Origin of the sequence: Paucibacter sp. M5-1 (genome assembly GCF_027498415.2) — a bacterium.
Taxonomy (GTDB): domain Bacteria; phylum Pseudomonadota; class Gammaproteobacteria; order Burkholderiales; family Burkholderiaceae_C; genus Roseateles_E.
Genome location: NZ_JAPZLM020000001.1, coordinates 1,565,268 through 1,580,578, shown reverse-complemented (window position 1 = coordinate 1,580,578; position 15,311 = coordinate 1,565,268). Strand labels below are relative to the sequence as shown.

The window sequence follows — 15,311 nt, the reverse complement described above, 5'->3', positions numbered from 1 at the left end:
ATATGCACATGATGAAGGGTCAACTCGCCGGCCTGATGAAGCAGGCCCAGGCCATGCAGGACAACCTCAAGAAGGCACAGGACGAGCTCGGCAATATCGAGGTCGAGGGCCAGTCGGGTGCCGGCCTGGTCAAGGTCACGATGACCTGCAAGCACGAGGTCAAGCGCCTGACCATCGATCCCAGCCTGCTGGCCGATGACAAGGACATGCTGGAAGACCTGGTCGCCGCCGCCTTCAACGACGGCCTGCGCCGTGCCGAGGAAGTCAGCGCCGAGAAGATGGGCAAGCTGACCGCCGGCATGCCGCTGCCGCCCGGCATGAAGTTCCCCTTCTAAGCCCTTGACCGCACTCGACGATCTGATCGAGGCGCTCAAGCGCCTGCCGGGCGTGGGCCAGAAATCGGCCCAGCGCATGGCCTACCACCTGCTGCAGCACGACCGCGAGGGCGCGCGCCGCATGGCGGCCTCGCTGACCGCGGCGATGGCGCAGGTGGGCAACTGCCAGCGTTGCCATACCTTCAGCGAGGCGCCGATCTGCGCGATCTGCGCCGATGCCCAGCGCGACGCACGCCTGCTGTGTGTGGTCGAGAGTCCGGCCGACCAGGCCGCGCTGGAGCGCACCGGCTCCTACCGCGGCTATTACTTCGTGCTGCAGGGCCGGCTGAGCCCGCTGGACGGCCTGTCCACCCAGGCCATCGGTGCCGAGCAGCTGCTGCTGCGCGCGGCCGAGGCGGCGGTCGAGGAGGTGATCCTGGCCACCAGCTTCACCGCCGAGGGCGAGGCCACCGCCCATGTGCTGGCCGAGGCGCTGCGCTCGCGCGGTATCCGCGCCACCCGGTTGGCGCGCGGCGTACCGGTGGGCAGCGAACTCGAGTATGTGGATCTGGGCACCATTGCCCATGCTTTGACCGATAGGCGCTGAGCGAATGACTGTTGCCAACTACTGCATCATCGCGGCCTGCGTGCTGCCCATCCTCTGCGCCGGCATGGCCAAGTCCAAGGGCTTCGGCAAGCCGCGCCGCGACGGGGGCTTCGACAACCACAATCCCCGCGCCTGGCTGGCCGGCCTGTCGGGCTGGCAGGCTCGCGCCAACGCGGCCCAGGCCAACAGCTTCGAGGCCTTGCCGCTGTTCATTGCCGGTGTGCTGGCGGCGCAGCAGATGGGGGCGGTGCAGGAGCGCATCGACATGCTGGCGCTGTCCTTCATCACCTTCCGCCTGGCCTATATCGGCCTGTACCTGGCCGACCAGCCGAATCTGCGCTCGCTGGCCTGGTTTGCCGCGCTGGGCAGCGCGGTGGCCTTGTTCTTCGCCTGATCGATCAGCGCTGTGATCAGCGTTTAGCTGCCTTGCGCGCCGCCGAGGCCACCCGGGTGCTCTTCGCGGCCGGGCGGCCCGCCTTGACGGCCTTGGCCGTGCGCGCCGCTGCGGCCACGCGCTGGCTATTGGGCGTGTAGACCACCAGGGTCTGGCCGGGCTTGAAGGCGGCCTTGGCCGAGACCTTGTTCCACTGCGCGACCTGGCTGGCACTGACCTTGTAGCGCTGCGCGACGCTGGCGACGGTCTCACCCTTGCGGGCCTTGAAGCTGACACGGCGCAGCGCCGGCACATCGGGCGCGAGGCTGATGCTGGCGTTGTCTGCCAGATGTTCGGATACATCCTGGTCGCGCTTGGCGCTGCGCGGCACCAGCAGCGTCGAGCCCTGGCGCACCAGCATGCGCGGCGGGATCTTGTTGATCTCGCGCAGCGCGGCCTCGCTCATGCCGACCTGCTGGGCGGCATCGGCCGGCTTCATCGTGCGCGGCACCACCCAGGCGGTCCAGCTTGCCATCGCGCCACGGTGGGCGGCGAGATTGCGGGCAAAGGCGTCGGCGTTGTCGTAGGGCAGCAGCACCTGCTCGGTCGCTGCGGCCAGCATCACCGGCTTGTTGACCTGCGGGTTGAACTGCTTGAACTCATCGACCGTCATGCCGGCAAAGCGAGCGGCGACATCGACATCGATGTCGCGGTCGATATTGACGCTGAGGAAGTAGGGGTGGTTGGCGATCTCGGGCAGGGACAGCGCAAAGGCCTCGGGGCGCAGCACGATGTTCTTGACCGCCTGCAGCTTGGGCACGTAGTAGCGCGTCTCGTCGGGCATGCGCAGGCTCTCGTAGTCGGTCGGCAGGCCGGCGCGCTCGTTGCGCTTGATGGCGCGCTGCACATTGCCCTGACCCCAGTTGTAGGCCGCCAGTGCCAGATGCCAGTCGCCGAACATGGTGTGCAGACGGCCCAGGTAGTCGAGCGCGGCGCGGGTCGAGGCCAGCACATCGCGGCGGTCGTCGCGGAAGATGTTCTGGCGCAGCTCGAAATCGCGACCGGTGGCCGGCATGAACTGCCACATGCCCGAGGCCTTGGCACTGGACAGGGCTTGCGGATTGAAGGCGCTCTCGATGAAGGGCAGCAGGGCCAGCTCCATCGGCATGCCGCGCTTCTCGACCTCGACGACGATGTGGTAGAGGTAGCGGCCGCCGCGCGTGGTCATGCGCGCCACATAGTCGGGGCGCTGGCTGTACCAGGCCTCGGCACGGCGCACCAGATCGTTCTCCAGCGTGGGCATCGCAAAGCCGCCGCGCACCCGCACCCACAGATCGGCCTTGGCCTTGGCGTCGTTCAGGTCGACGGTGACGCCGGGCTGCAACGCGTCCTCGACCTGGGGCAGGGCGGCGAGGGTGCCGGGTGCCGGCGACTCGGCCACCGGCGCGGCGGTCGCTGCGGTGCTGAGCTGCGGAGCCGGGGCGGCAGACTCCATCGGCGGCAGCGGAGTGCTGGCGCAGGCGCCCAGTAGCAAGGCCAGCGCCAGCGTGGAGAGTGTGGGCAGGGGGGTGTTGATCATCATCGGAAGTCGTTTTTCCATTGCCGCAGGGTGGCGAACACCGCAACAGGGTCGGTGTCCAGGAGCTGCGGCTGGTAGGCCAGGGCGGCGGCCCGCACGGCGGGCTGGTCGCAGCGCAGAAAGGGGTTGATGGCTTGTTCCTGACCTATGGTCGAGGGCAGGGTCGGCAGATTGTCGTGGCGGCGGGTCTCGCACCAGGCCTGGTAGTCGAGCAGCGCCGGATTCGCGGGCTCTATGGTCCGCGCAAAACGCAGATTCGACAAGGTGTACTCATGCGCGCAGCAGACCCGGGTCTGGCCGGGCAGCGCGGCCAGCGTCTGCAGCGAGGCCTGCATCTGCGCCGGCGTGCCCTCGAACAGGCGGCCGCAGCCGCCGGAGAACAGCGTGTCGCCGCAGAACAGCAGGGGTGCGCTGGCATCGCTGGGCGTCTCGATCAGATAGGCGATATGGCCGGCCGTGTGGCCGGGCACGTCGATCACGCGGATTTGCTGGCCCAGCAGCTCAACGCACTGGCCGTCGCTGCAGGCCTGCACAGGCCCCGGAATGGTCTCGCGCGCCGGGCCGAAGACGGGGCCTTGCAGGCGCGGCCGCAGGCCGGCCAGGCCGCCGACATGGTCGCCGTGATGGTGGGTCACTAGAATGCCGGCCAGGCGCAGCGAGTAGTGGTCCAGGGCGCGCAGCACGGGTTCCGCCTCGCCGGGATCCACCACCAGGGCTTGAGCACCGTCGTGCAGCATCCAGATGTAGTTATCGGTAAAGGCGGGCAGTGCGACCAAATCCATGCAGCGAGTTCTTGTGACGCGTGAAGCCTCGATTGTAGAGTTGGCCGCCTGGCTGCAGACACCGCCCGGCCGTTATCTGCTGGCCTGGGAGCAGGCACAGCTCGACGCGGCCGTGGTCGACCTGTTCGGCTTCCATGCGCTGCAGCTCGGCCTGCCCGAGTTGCAGGGGCTGCGCGCCAACCGCATGCCGCACCGCTGGCTGGCGCTGGACAATTTGGCGCAGAACGCGGCGGACTGGCATGCCAGCGTGCCGGCCGATGAGGAAGCGCAGGCCGGTTTCAGCCAGTTCGGCCTGGACACCCAGCTCGCCGACCGGGGCGTGGCGCTGTTCGGCGAGTTCGATGCGCTGCCCTTCGAGGCCAACAGCCTGGACCTGGTGCTGCTGCCCCACACGCTGGAGTTGGCGAGCGATCCGCACCGCACGCTGCGCGAGGTCGAGCGGGTGCTGCGGCCCGAGGGGCGGCTCGTGATCTCGGGCATCAATCCGGCCAGTGCCTGGGGGCTGCGGCAGAATCTGGGCCGGCTGGTGAACCGCCTGCCGGGCAGCGGCGAGCGGCTTTATCTGCCGCGCGCCGGCGACTTCATCGGCTACTGGCGGCTGCGCGACTGGCTGCGCCTCTTGAGCTTCGAGGTCGAGGGCGCACAGTTCGGCGGCTATTGCCCGCCGCTGCGCAGCGACAAATGGCTCAAGCGCTGGGACTGGCTGGAGGGCGTGGGCTCGCGCTGGTGGCCGGTGCTGGGCGCGGTTTATTTCCTCACTGCGGTCAAGCGCGTGCACGGCATGCGCCTGATCGGCCTGGCCCGCCAGCCGGCCCGGCCCGCCAAGGCGCGCGCCGCCGTGGCCTTGCATCAACATCACAAGCACCGAGAAGCGAACGAATGACGACAGAGAACAAGCCCGCCGCCACCATCCAAAAGCCGGTGGTGACGATTTACACCGACGGGGCTTGCAAGGGTAATCCCGGGCGCGGCGGCTGGGGCGCCTGGCTGAGCTCGGGCGGCCACGACAAGGAGATGTTCGGCGGCGAAGCCAACACCACCAACAACCGCATGGAGCTGACCGCGGTGATCGAGGCGCTGGCCTCGCTCAAGCGCAGCTGCAAGATCACGATCTATACCGACAGCGAGTACGTGCGCAAGGGCATGACCGAGTGGATCAGCGGCTGGCAGCGTCGCGGCTGGAAGACCGCCGACGGCAAGCCGGTCAAGAACGTCGAGCTCTGGCAGCGCCTGGACGCGCTGCGCAAGCTGCATGAGGTGGAGTGGCGCTGGGTCAAGGGCCATGCCGGCGACCCGGGCAACGAGCGCGCCGATGCGTTGGCCAACCGGGGCGCTGCCAGCGTCTGAATGCCGGCCGACGGCGTGCGCTGTGCGCCCGGCGGGTGCTGTTGACGCCTCTGCCGCCGTGTTTCAGTGCCGTAATGCCGCAGCGCTGACTGCAACAACATGTGTTCGCCGCTACAGTGCGCGGTCGGAGAAAAATGCATGAGCTTCAAGAAACTACATAGCGTCGTTGCGGTTGTTGCGTTGGTCGGGCTCAGTGCGCTGGCCTATTGGTGGCAGCACCAGCCGGGCAAGGCCCAGGCGGCGGCCAAGTCCGGCCAGGCTGCCCAGCCGGGCGGGCGCGGCCCGCTCAGCGTCGAGGCCGGCCGGGTTCAGGTGCAGAGCCTGGCCGACGACGCGCAGGCGGTCGGCGCGCTGCGGGCGCGCCAGTCGGTGATGCTGCGGCCCGAGGTCAGCGGCCGCATCACCAAGCTCGGTTTCACCGACGGCCAGCGCGTGCGCCAGGGGCAGCTGCTGGTGCAGCTGGACGAGGCCTTGCAGGCGGCGCAGCTGCAGCAGGCCGAGGCCCAGGCCGGCATTGCCCGCACCCAGCTGCAGCGCAACCGTGAGCTGCTGGCCCAGAGTTTCGTCTCGCCCAGCGTGGTCGACCAAGCGGAGGCGACCCTGAAGGTGGCAGAGGCCCAGGTGGCCTTGGCCCGGGCCCAGCTGGCGCGGCTGCAGGTGCGTGCGCCCTTTGACGGCGTGATGGGCATCCGGCTGATCAATCTGGGTGACTATGTGAAGGACGGCGCCGATCTGGTCAGCGTCGAGGATGCCTCGTCGATGTGGGTGGATTTCCGCCTGCCCGAACGTTTCGTGCCCCAGCTGCGCCTGGGCCAGGATGTGTCGCTGGGCCTGGATGCCTTGCCGGGCCGCGAGTTCAAGGCCCGCATCGAGGCGCTGGACAGCCAGCTGGACACGGCCGGGCGGTCGATGCTGGTGCGTGCGCGCCTGCTGGGCGACACCAGCATGCTGCGCTCGGGGCTGTTCGCCCGCGTGCGGGTGGTGTTCGCGCTGCGCGAGCAGGCCCTGGTCGTGCCCGAGGAGGCGCTGGTACCCATGGGCGGCAAGCAGTTTGTTGTCAAGCTGGTCGAGGGCGCCGATGGGCGCTTGATGACGCAGCGCGTCGAGGCGCAGCTGGGCATGCGGGTGCCGGGCAAGGTGGAACTGCTGGGCGGCGTCAAGGCCGGCGACCGTGTCGTGACGGCGGGGCAGGGGCCGCTGATGCGCGGCGAGTCGCAAGCGGTCAAACTGGTGGACCTGGACAAGCCGGCTGCCGCTCGCGCGCCCGCGCCGACCGCCTCGGCCGCCAGCCGCTAAGGAGGGTTGCCTCATGCGCATCTCTGAAACCTCGATCCGCCGCCCGGTCTTTGCGACCGTGATGTCGCTGCTGCTGCTGCTGGTGGGCATCGTGTCCTTCGACAAGCTGTCGCTGCGCGAGTACCCACGCATCGACGAGCCGGTCGTGACGGTCAGCACCCGGCTGGTGGGCGCTTCGTCGGAGGTGATCGAAACCCAGGTCACCAAGCCGATGGAGGACTCGATCGCCGGCATCGACGGCGTCGACATCCTGACCTCGATCTCGCGCTCCGAGCAGAGCCAGATCACGGTGCGCTTCAAGCTGGAGAAGAATCCCGACGATGCCGCCGCCGATGTGCGTGACCGCGTCTCGCGGGTGCGCGGCCGCCTGCCCGATGCGGTGGACGAGCCCATCGTCGCCAAGGTCGAGGCCGATGCGACGCCGACGATCTGGCTGGCCTTCACCAGCGAGACCCTGGACCCGCTGCAGATCACCGATCTGGTGAACCGCGTCGTCAAGCCGCGGCTGCAGACCGTGCCGGGCGTGGCCGATGTGCAGATCGGCGGCGATCGCAAGTATTCGATGCGCATCTGGCTGGACCCCGACCGGCTGGCCGCCTACAAGCTGACGGTGCAGGATGTCGAGGACGCACTGCGGCGTCAGAACCTGGAGGTGCCGGCCGGCCGCATCGAGAGCCAGCAGCGCGAGTTCAATGTCACCGCGCGCACCGACCTGAACACGGTGGCGCAGTTCGCCGAGGTGGCGCTGAAGCAGGCCAGCGGCTTCACGGTGCGGCTCAAGGATGTGGCGCGCATCGAGGAGGCCGCCGCCAGCGAGCGCTCGCGCGTGCGGCTGAACGGTGTGCCCTCGGTGTCGCTGGGCGTGATCCGCCAGGCCACGGCCAATCCGCTGGATGTGTCGGCCGGCGTGCAGGCCATGCTGCCGCGCATCCAGCAGGACCTGCCGGACACGGTGACGGTGCGGCCGGCCAATGACAACTCGGTCTTCATCGACCGTTCGATCAAATCGGTCTACACCACCATCGCCGAGGCGGTGGTGCTGGTGGCCCTGGTGGTGTTCGTGTTCCTGCGCACCTTGCGGGCCTCCATCATCCCGCTGGTGACGATCCCGATCAGCCTGATCGGCTCGTTCGCGCTGATGGCGGCCGCCGGCTTCACGATCAACACGCTGACCCTGCTGGCCCTGGTGCTGGCGATCGGCCTGGTGGTGGACGATGCCATCGTCGTGCTGGAGAATATCTTCCGCCATATCGAAGAGGGGCTGGAGCCCTTCCAGGCGGCGTTGAAGGGGGCCAAGGAGATCGGCTTTGCGGTGGTCGCGATGACGCTGACCCTGGTCGCGGTGTTCGCGCCGCTGGCCTTCACGCCGGGGCGCACCGGGCGGCTGTTCGTCGAGTTCGCGCTGACGCTGGCCGGCGCCGTCGTGGTGTCGGGCTTTGTTGCGCTGACGCTCACGCCGATGATGTGCAGCAAGCTGCTGCGCCACAACAGCAAGCCCACGCGCTTCGACACCGGCATGGAGCGGGTGCTGGTCTGGATCAGCGATCGCTATGCGGCCGCGCTGCGCTTCGCGCTGCGCACGCGCTGGCTGGTGGTGGCGGTGATGGTGGCCTCGGGCGCCTACAGCTGGTGGCTGTTCAGCCATGCCAAGAGCGAGCTGGCGCCGCTGGAGGACCGAGGCGTGATCTTCATGCCGATCAGCGCGCCGGATGGCTCGACCCTGGAGTTCACCGCCCGCTATCTGGATGCGATCGACCGGGTCGCGGCCGGCTATCCGGAGTTCGACCGCCGCTTCATGTTTGTCGGCGGTGCGACCGTGGCTCAGGCCACCGGCATCCTGCGCACGGTGGACTGGGTGGACCGCGATGTCAGCACCCAGGAGCTGGCGCGCCGGCTGCAGCCGCAGCTGGCCGGGCTGCCGGGGGTCAGCGTGTTCGCGGTGACGCCGCCCAGCCTGGGCCAGGGCTTTCGCGAGCGTTCGATCAATTATGTGATCCTGACCAGCGACAGCTATGCCAATCTGGCCGGCGTGACCCAGCAGTTCATGGCCGCGCTGGCCAAGAACCCGGGCTTTGTGCAGCCCGACAACGATCTGCGCCTGAACAAGCCCGAGGTCTTCATGGAGGTGGACCGCGAGCGCGCGGCCGATCTGGGCGTCAATGTCGACCAGGTGGCGCGCACCGTCGAGACCATGCTGGGCGGCCGCAATGTGACCCGCTACAAGCGTGACGCCGAGCAGTACGACGTGATCGTGCAGACCGATGCGGTAGGCCGCACCACGCCCGACCATATCGAGAAGCTGTTCGTGCGCGGCCGTGGCGACGCGATGATTCCGTTGGCCAGCCTGGTCAAGGTGCGCGAGGCGGTCAGCCCGCGCGAGCTGAACCACTTCAACCAGCGCCGCTCGGTGGCCATCACGGCCAATCTGGCGCCCGGCTATGCGCTGGGCGAGGCGCTGGAGTTCATGGACGCGACCGCGCGCGAGATCCTGCCTATGGGCTATGCGACCGAGCTCAACGGCGTCTCGCGCGAGTTCCGCTCGTCCAGCGGCGCGCTGGGCCTGGTCTTCGTGCTGGCCCTGCTCTTCATCTTCCTGGTGCTGGCGGCGCAGTTCGAGAGCTTCATCGATCCCTTTGTGATCATGCTGGCGGTGCCGCTGTCCATGGTCGGTGCGCTGGCGGCGCTGCAATGGTCGGGCGGCACGCTCAATGTCTACTCGCAGATCGGCCTGATCACGCTGGTGGGGCTGATCACCAAGCACGGCATTCTGATCGTCGAGTTCAGCAACCAGCTGCGCCAGCAGGGCAAGGATGTGATGGAGGCGGTGATCGAGGCCTCGGCACTGCGCCTGCGCCCCATCCTGATGACCACCGGCGCGATGGTGCTGGGCGCGATCCCGCTGGCGCTGGCCAGCGGCGCCGGCGCCGAGAGCCGTCAGCAGATCGGCTGGGTCATCGTCGGCGGCATGAGCTTCGGCACCTTGCTGACCATCTTCGTCGTGCCGACCATGTACACGCTGTTCGCGCGCAAGAGCACGCCCGGCGAGATCACGACGCCGGCGCTGGCGTCCTGAGGGATCAATCGGCCCGCGGGCTGGCGTAGTCGCGCAGGCCGGCCAGGCTCAGTACCTCGATGCCGCGCCGGCTGATGTTCAGCAGTCCGGCGGCCTCCAGGCGCTGCAGCGCGGCATTGGCGCGCTGGCGCGAGATGCCGGCCAGCTGGGCCACCTCGACCTGGCGCAGGTCCAGGAACAGGCCCGGCTCCGGGTAGAGCTCGGGGTTGTAGAGCGCGGCCAGGCTGCGTGCGACCCGCGCCGTGCAGTCCAGCAGGCGCTGGTTGCACAGCTGGGCGATGAAGCTGCCCATGCGGGCGTTCATCAGGTGCTGCAGATAGTGGTTGAAGGGCAGGCTGGTGGCGCGCAGCCACTCGAAGGTCTCGCGCGGCAGCAGGGCCAGGTGCGAGTCGCGCAGGGCCACGCCCTCGTACTGCCAGCGGCCGCGCTTGATCAGCGTGCCTTCGCCGAACCAGCCGCCGGGCGCGGTGCCGATCAGCGTGGTCTCGCGGCCGTCGGGGCTGCCGACGCTCATCTTGCCGAAGCCGCTGATCAGCCCGACCCAATGCTCGGCCGGCTCGCCCATGCGTACCATCGCCTGGCCGGCCGCCACCCGGCGCTCGCGGCACTCTGCCTGCACGCGCTGCATTTCGGCGGGGCTGAGGTTGCGGCCCCAGATCGACTTCTCCAGCATCTCTTGCAAGCTCATGCGGCGATTCTAGGAGGCAGGCCCGGTACAGTTCGGCTCAGCCTCCAACATCACCGCAGCTATGACGAAGAATCAGCCCCTGATCCGATGGCACTCCATGTTCATGGGCGTGGCCCTGCTGGCCGCCGCGCGCTCCAAGGACGAGCGCAAGCGCAACGGCGCCTGCATCGTCAGCGCCGACAACAAGATCCTGGGCGTTGGCTATAACGGTCTGCCGCGCGGCTGCTCCGACGAGGATGCCGGCTACTGGGCGGATGACGACTCGGATCCCTATCAATCGCGCCATAGCTACATCGTCCATGCCGAGGTCAACTCCATCCTGAACTGCGTCGTGCTGCCGCTGACCGGCAGCACGATCTATGCGACCCAGTTTCCCTGCCCGCGCTGCGTGCAGTCCATCATCCAGGTCGGCATCCGCCAGGTGATCTATCTGGAGAAGAAGCTGCATCACTCGCGGGCCAACGAGGCCGCCAACAAGATGCTGGCCGATGCCGGGGTTCATATCCATTCGCTCGAAGAGTTGGAGCCGCCGTCGGCGCAGTGGTCCGAGGCCCTGGCCGGTTTCATCACGCAGCAGGCGCTCGGTAGTGGCGCGACTTGAGCCGAATCAGCGGGTGAAGCGCCGGCTTTTTCTCGCTTAAGTTGCGCCGGCTCCCGGCATCATCCGAGCCATCAACCCGCCGGTTCGAGGAGTTCGACGATGATGATCCCGCTGCACCTGATTCCCGCCCAGAGCCGCCCATCACTGGAGTTCTTCGACGCCGGCGTCGCCGAGGTGCCGGATCTGGGTCTGTCGATTGCCGGCCCGGTGGACGGCGCCCAGCTGCAGGCCTTTCAGACCTTGATGCAGCAGGCCGGGCTGCGCCTGCAGCCGACCCGCATGCTCTACGACCGGCTCTACGCCTTCGAGCGCCTGGCCGACGCGCATGCGAGCGGCAATCAGGCCTTGCGAGAGCTTGCGATGCAGTTGTTCGACAGCTATCAGCGCGCCGGCGAATGGATCGCGCTGATGCACTGAAGCGCCAGGCTTGGCCGCATTCACAAAGCGCCCCGCGAGGGCGCTTTTTTATTGGCGAGCGCAGGGTTTTCAGAGCGCGGTCAGCCAGTCGCAGCGCAGTCGTCCGAGGCGATGCAGGCGCCGGCGTGCCCGGGCATACCAGGTCGGCAGCAGAAAGGCCGCCAGGCTCAGCGGCAGCGCCACCCAGGCCTCCAGCAGCAGCAGGCTGGGCATGCTGATCCAGCCCAGCACCCAGCAGGTCAGGACCAGGTCCCAGGCCTGCGATTCCACCGGATGGCGGCCGCCATGAAGGATCAGCCAGTGCTTGACTTGGGTCAGTTGCTGCAGAGTCATGATCAAACTCCTTGCGCCAATTTGTCAGCTTCGCGTCAGCTTGTTTATCGCTCAACTGCGGCTGAAAAGCCAGCGCTTTGAAGCGTTCAGGCCGGCAAGGGCCTGACCCGTCAGCAAAGGCGAGCGCGCATCGCCGCTGTTGTTTTTGCGTGCATCAGCGCACGGCCTCAGTGCATGTCATCTGGCCTACATATCGCATCGCCAAACTGTCACACGGACAACTTGATCGAACTGTGCTCATGGGCGGCCCTGCGCAGGCCCCGATGAGAGCCGGTTTCGGGTCTTGCTGGCACCCTCTTTGCTACACGAATTCAGGTAGATGAGGCACGAGCGTGGTGCTTTGCATCGCAATGGTGCAAGTTCGCTCGGCGAGGTGGGCGGGTGAGGCGGGGCAGCACAAACAGCAGCTTCTTTCAAGCCGTAGTTCCTCGGTGTGGGAAAACCGCGATCCCAAACGTTTGCGGTTACCCCGGGTGCTACATTTTTTTACGGTGGGCGTTGGCATGCGCCGGTGTGGGAAGTCTTTGAGGAGTCACAGCATGAGTAGCAATCGTTGGAGTTTTACGAGGACCGCGCTGAGCGCGGCGGTAGCCATCGTGGCCGCAGCGCCCGTCATGGCGCAGAACACGACCGCCGCCGTGAGCGGGCGTGTCACGGGCACGGATGGCAAAGCTATTGCGGGCGCAAACGTTAGCGTTTTGCATCGCGAGTCGGGTTCGGCCAGTAATCTGGTGACCGATGCCGATGGCCGCTATTCGGTCCGCGGCTTGCGCGTCGGTGGCCCTTATGTGATCACGGTGGCCAAGGGTGCGGACAAGGAAGTTCGCGAGGATATCTACCTGGCTCTGGCCGAGAGCCTGAGCCTGGATGTCAGCCTGGGTGCGAGCAAGCTCGAGACCGTGGTGCTGACGGGTTCCAGCACCGGCGGCAAGTTCAATAGCGGATCGATGGGTGCCGGCACCAGCATGGGTCGCCAGGAACTCGACGCCTATGCCTCTGCCGCACGCAGCCTGCAGGATTACGCACGTACCGATCCGCGCCTGGCGCAGACCGACAAGGACCGTGGCGAGATTTCCGCCCTGGGCCAGAACTCGCGTTTCAATGCGATCACGGTCGATGGCGTGCGCATCAACGACACCTTCGGCCTCGAGGGCAACAACCTGCCGACCATCAAGCAGCCGATCTCGATCGACGCGATCCAGGCGGTGCAGGTCAATATCTCGAACTACGACGTCACGCAGCAGGGCTATACCGGCGCCAACATCAATGCCGTGACCAAGTCCGGCACGAATGACATCAAGGGCAGTGTGTACTTTGTGTATCGCGACAGCAGCCTGGGCGGGGAGCGCTATGACAATGTGCGCGACACCTACTCCAATCCGCCCAATTTCCACGAAACGACCAAGGGCGTCACGCTCGGTGGTCCGATCATCAAGGACAAGCTGTTCTTCTTTGCCAGCTATGAAGAACTGCGCAGCGACCGCGATGTGCCGCAATTCGGCCCGGTGGGCAGCAGCCTGATCAATGTCAACATCACGCCCGCGCAGATCGCCGCCGTCCAGCAAGTGGCCAAGACCAAGTACGGCATCGACATCGGCGGCATTCCCGGCCCCGAGGAGTTGCTTGTCAAGGACACGCTGCTGAAGCTGGACTGGAACATCAACGACAACCATCGCGCCAGCCTCCGCTACTCGAAGACCGAGCAGTCGCAGCCGATCGCCCCGGGCTTCTCTTCCACCTCCTTGTCGCTGGATTCGCGTTTCTACACGACCGAGAAGACCATTGACTCGCTGGTCGGCCAGTGGTTCGCCGACTGGACCGATGTGTTCTCGACCGAGCTCAAGCTGTCCAAGCGCGACTATCTGAGCGTGCCGCTGAACAAGTCGGACATGCCCGAGGTGGTGTTGAACTTCACTGCCCCCAACGCGAGTGATCGCACGCTGCGCTTCGGCACGGAAGAGACCCGCCACTTCAACCGCCTCGAGACCGAGACCACCAATGCTTATCTGGCCGGCAATCTGTTGCTGGACAACCATGAGCTGAAGTTCGGTCTGGACGCCGAGCGCAATGAAATTTTCAACGCCTTTGTGCGTCGTGCGAAGGGTCAGTACACGTTTACCGGAACTCCTGCTACGGCTACTGCACCTGCAGAAGATCCGATCGCGAAGTTTCTGAAAGGTGTGCCAACTGCCTTCCGCATCCAGACACCGCTAGCTGGCAAGACATTCAACGATGCTGCGGCCGACATGAGCTTCAGCAATCTGGGCCTGTTCCTGCAGGACACCTGGACCATCAGCAAGAAGCTGTCGGTTACCGCCGGTGTGCGTCTGGATCGCATCAGCGTCGGCAGCAATCCGCTGGCTAATCCCGGTGTTGCTCAGCCGATGACTATCGCTGCTGCGACCGGACGCCAGGCTGGCGGCTTCGGCTACGATAACTCGCGCACCATCGATGGCGAGAAGCTGGTGCAACCGCGTCTGGGCTTCAACTACGCCTTTGAGTCGGCGGACAAGCGCAAGTCGCAACTGCGTGGTGGCATGGGCCTGTTCCAGGGTGCTGCCGCCAGTGTCTGGTTGGCCAATCCCTACCAGAACACTGGCATGGTGGTGGCGGACACCTCTTGCAGCAACACGGGCACGCCTTGTAGCAGCCTTACATACAACCCCGACCCGAGCAAGCAGCCCACGCTTACTGGTGCAGCGGTTCCTAACGTTGACATCATCGCCCCAGGCGTAACTCAGCCTTCGGTCTGGAAGTTCAACCTAGCCTATGACACCGAACTGCCCTGGTTCGGTCTGGTCGCAGGTGCCGAGTGGGTGCACACCAAGGTCAAGGATGGCTTGTTCTACCAGCATCTGAACCTGGGTCCGGCCACCGTGACCAATGCGCTGGACGGCCGCCAGATGTTTTGGAATGCCTCGGGCCGGAGCCCGAATTGCTGGACGGCCGGTGGTTCGAGCGTGACCGACGGCTGCGGTGCAAGCGCCAAGGATCTGCGCAATCGCAGCTATGGCGACGTCACCCTTGTCGAGTCCACCAGCAAGGGCGGCGGCAACACGTTGACCTTGTCGCTGGGGCGTCCGGTGCGCACCGGCTTCGGCTGGTCGGTGGCCTACACCCGCACCAGCGCGACCGAAGTCAGCCCGCTGACCTCGTCGACCGCCTTCTCGAACTTTGCCAACCGCGCGGTCTTCAATCCCAATGAAGAGGTGAATGCCAACTCGGCCTATCTGGTGCGTGATCGCTTCAATGCATCGCTGAACTGGTCCAAGGCCTTCATCGGCAAGTACAAGACCACGGTGGGCCTGTTCTACGAAGGCCGCGAGGGCAAGCCCTTCAGCTGGACCTATGGCAATGATATGAATGGTGACGGCATCAGCGGCAATGACCTGATGTATATCCCCAAGGCGCCGGGATCGGGCGAGGTGCTGTTCCGTCTGCCGGGTCAGAGCCCTGCGGCATCGGGCTCGGCTGCCGAGGCCAAGTTCTGGAGCATCGTCGATGCCAGCAGCGCGCTCAGCGCGGCCAAGGGACGCGTGGTGTCGCGCAACAGCGCCTTCTCCAAGTTCAGCAACAGCTTCGATCTGCGCATCAGCCAGGAAGTGCCTGGTCTCTTCGCCGGTCACAAGGGCGTGGTGTCGCTGGACCTGATGAATGTCGGCAACTTCCTGAACAAGCGCTGGGGCCGCATCGACGAGATCAGCTTCCGCGATGGCTCGGGCGGCAATGTACGCCGTTTCGTGAACTTCGCCGGTATCGATCCGGCGACCGGCAAGATGATCTATTCGGTTGCCGATCCGGATACCTATACCGTCAAGCAGAACAAGGGCGAGTCGCAATGGGCAGCCCAGATCACCGCTCGCTACGAGTTCTGATCTGAGCAAGTCCGGCGCCTGAATGC

Annotated in this window: 14 protein-coding genes; 10 read left to right on the top strand and 4 right to left on the bottom strand. The window is 66.3% G+C overall.

The window, feature by feature from the left end:
• The first annotated feature begins 8 nt into the window (after nucleotides 1-8).
• Genes O5M90_RS07365 through O5M90_RS07355 form a run of 3 tightly spaced genes read left to right on the top strand, consistent with a single transcriptional unit; the run spans nucleotide 9 to nucleotide 1,315 of the window.
• Nucleotides 9-335, top strand: a complete 327-nt coding sequence (locus O5M90_RS07365; RefSeq protein ID WP_137941818.1) for a YbaB/EbfC family nucleoid-associated protein — start codon at nucleotides 9-11, stop codon at nucleotides 333-335.
• A gap of 4 nt (nucleotides 336-339) precedes the next feature.
• Nucleotides 340-921 carry a recombination mediator RecR gene (recR, locus tag O5M90_RS07360; protein WP_137941819.1) on the top strand — a complete coding sequence of 194 codons (582 nt, stop codon included), beginning with the start codon at nucleotides 340-342 and terminating at the stop codon, nucleotides 919-921.
• 4 nt (nucleotides 922-925) lie between these two features.
• Nucleotides 926-1,315 (top strand): MAPEG family protein, encoded by a 390-nt coding sequence (locus tag O5M90_RS07355; RefSeq protein ID WP_137941820.1) that lies wholly within the window; start codon nucleotides 926-928, stop codon nucleotides 1,313-1,315.
• A gap of 16 nt (nucleotides 1,316-1,331) precedes the next feature.
• On the opposite strand, the gene O5M90_RS07350 is transcribed toward O5M90_RS07355, so the two are convergent.
• Together O5M90_RS07350 and gloB are read right to left on the bottom strand one after the other, a co-directional pair.
• Nucleotides 1,332-2,873 carry a transglycosylase SLT domain-containing protein gene (locus O5M90_RS07350; protein WP_269840529.1) on the bottom strand — a complete coding sequence of 514 codons (1,542 nt, stop codon included), beginning with the start codon at nucleotides 2,871-2,873 and terminating at the stop codon, nucleotides 1,332-1,334.
• Complete coding sequence (gloB, locus tag O5M90_RS07345; protein ID WP_269840528.1) at nucleotides 2,873-3,655, bottom strand: hydroxyacylglutathione hydrolase; 783 nt, start codon at nucleotides 3,653-3,655, stop codon at nucleotides 2,873-2,875. Before gloB ends, O5M90_RS07350 begins: the two co-directional genes overlap by 1 nt.
• Nucleotides 3,656-3,695: 40 nt before the next feature.
• Here gloB and O5M90_RS07340 point away from each other — a divergent pair, with 40 nt between their 5' ends.
• The 4 genes from O5M90_RS07340 (at nucleotide 3,696) to O5M90_RS07325 (ending at nucleotide 9,371) form a co-directional block, all read left to right on the top strand.
• Entirely contained in the window at nucleotides 3,696-4,538 is an 843-nt protein-coding gene (locus tag O5M90_RS07340) for a class I SAM-dependent methyltransferase (RefSeq protein WP_440401913.1), read from the top strand.
• Nucleotides 4,535-5,002 carry a ribonuclease HI gene (rnhA, locus tag O5M90_RS07335; protein ID WP_137941824.1) on the top strand — a complete coding sequence of 156 codons (468 nt, stop codon included), beginning with the start codon at nucleotides 4,535-4,537 and terminating at the stop codon, nucleotides 5,000-5,002. Before O5M90_RS07340 ends, rnhA begins: the two co-directional genes overlap by 4 nt.
• Before the next feature lie 138 nt (nucleotides 5,003-5,140).
• Nucleotides 5,141-6,298 carry an efflux RND transporter periplasmic adaptor subunit gene (locus O5M90_RS07330; protein WP_269840527.1) on the top strand — a complete coding sequence of 386 codons (1,158 nt, stop codon included), beginning with the start codon at nucleotides 5,141-5,143 and terminating at the stop codon, nucleotides 6,296-6,298.
• 13 nt (nucleotides 6,299-6,311) lie between these two features.
• The gene (locus O5M90_RS07325) at nucleotides 6,312-9,371 is read left to right on the top strand and encodes an efflux RND transporter permease subunit (protein WP_262969506.1); all 3,060 of its coding nucleotides are present in this window, start codon (nucleotides 6,312-6,314) and stop codon (nucleotides 9,369-9,371) included.
• 4 nt (nucleotides 9,372-9,375) lie between these two features.
• Here the strand turns inward: O5M90_RS07325 and O5M90_RS07320 are convergent, their stop codons facing one another.
• A complete protein-coding gene (locus O5M90_RS07320) occupies nucleotides 9,376-10,059 on the bottom strand; it encodes a Crp/Fnr family transcriptional regulator (RefSeq protein ID WP_269840526.1) in 684 nt (227 codons plus the stop codon).
• Between the two features lie 61 nt (nucleotides 10,060-10,120).
• Here O5M90_RS07320 and O5M90_RS07315 point away from each other — a divergent pair, with 61 nt between their 5' ends.
• Both O5M90_RS07315 and O5M90_RS07310 read left to right on the top strand, forming a co-directional pair.
• Nucleotides 10,121-10,660, top strand: coding sequence for a deoxycytidylate deaminase (locus O5M90_RS07315; protein WP_269840525.1), 540 nt, complete (start codon nucleotides 10,121-10,123; stop codon nucleotides 10,658-10,660).
• 99 nt (nucleotides 10,661-10,759) lie between these two features.
• Complete coding sequence (locus O5M90_RS07310; protein WP_262969503.1) at nucleotides 10,760-11,077, top strand: hypothetical protein; 318 nt, start codon at nucleotides 10,760-10,762, stop codon at nucleotides 11,075-11,077.
• Between the two features lie 69 nt (nucleotides 11,078-11,146).
• Here the strand turns inward: O5M90_RS07310 and O5M90_RS07305 are convergent, their stop codons facing one another.
• Nucleotides 11,147-11,410: a hypothetical protein gene (locus O5M90_RS07305; protein WP_269840524.1), complete on the bottom strand. Its 264-nt coding sequence runs from the start codon at nucleotides 11,408-11,410 to the stop codon at nucleotides 11,147-11,149.
• A gap of 332 nt (nucleotides 11,411-11,742) precedes the next feature.
• On the opposite strand from O5M90_RS07305, the gene O5M90_RS07300 reads away from it, so the two are divergent.
• On the top strand, nucleotides 11,743-15,285 hold the full coding sequence (locus tag O5M90_RS07300; RefSeq protein ID WP_332909497.1) for a TonB-dependent receptor: 3,543 nt from the start codon (nucleotides 11,743-11,745) through the stop codon (nucleotides 15,283-15,285).
• Nucleotides 15,286-15,311: the final 26 nt, after the last annotated feature.

What these genes read in the sequence shown, in the direction of transcription:
- O5M90_RS07325 (WP_262969506.1), top strand. Translation starts at nt 6,312, where the DNA reads ATGCGCATCTCTGAAACCTCGATCCGCCGCCCGGTCTTTGCGACCGTG.
- O5M90_RS07355 (WP_137941820.1), top strand. Translation starts at nt 926, where the DNA reads ATGACTGTTGCCAACTACTGCATCATCGCGGCCTGCGTGCTGCCCATC.
- rnhA (WP_137941824.1), top strand. Translation starts at nt 4,535, where the DNA reads ATGACGACAGAGAACAAGCCCGCCGCCACCATCCAAAAGCCGGTGGTG.
- O5M90_RS07320 (WP_269840526.1), bottom strand. Translation starts at nt 10,059, where the DNA reads ATGAGCTTGCAAGAGATGCTGGAGAAGTCGATCTGGGGCCGCAACCTC.
- O5M90_RS07350 (WP_269840529.1), bottom strand. Translation starts at nt 2,873, where the DNA reads ATGATCAACACCCCCCTGCCCACACTCTCCACGCTGGCGCTGGCCTTG.
- O5M90_RS07310 (WP_262969503.1), top strand. Translation starts at nt 10,760, where the DNA reads ATGATGATCCCGCTGCACCTGATTCCCGCCCAGAGCCGCCCATCACTG.
- O5M90_RS07315 (WP_269840525.1), top strand. Translation starts at nt 10,121, where the DNA reads ATGACGAAGAATCAGCCCCTGATCCGATGGCACTCCATGTTCATGGGC.
- O5M90_RS07330 (WP_269840527.1), top strand. Translation starts at nt 5,141, where the DNA reads ATGAGCTTCAAGAAACTACATAGCGTCGTTGCGGTTGTTGCGTTGGTC.
- O5M90_RS07365 (WP_137941818.1), top strand. Translation starts at nt 9, where the DNA reads ATGATGAAGGGTCAACTCGCCGGCCTGATGAAGCAGGCCCAGGCCATG.
- gloB (WP_269840528.1), bottom strand. Translation starts at nt 3,655, where the DNA reads ATGGATTTGGTCGCACTGCCCGCCTTTACCGATAACTACATCTGGATG.
- O5M90_RS07305 (WP_269840524.1), bottom strand. Translation starts at nt 11,410, where the DNA reads ATGACTCTGCAGCAACTGACCCAAGTCAAGCACTGGCTGATCCTTCAT.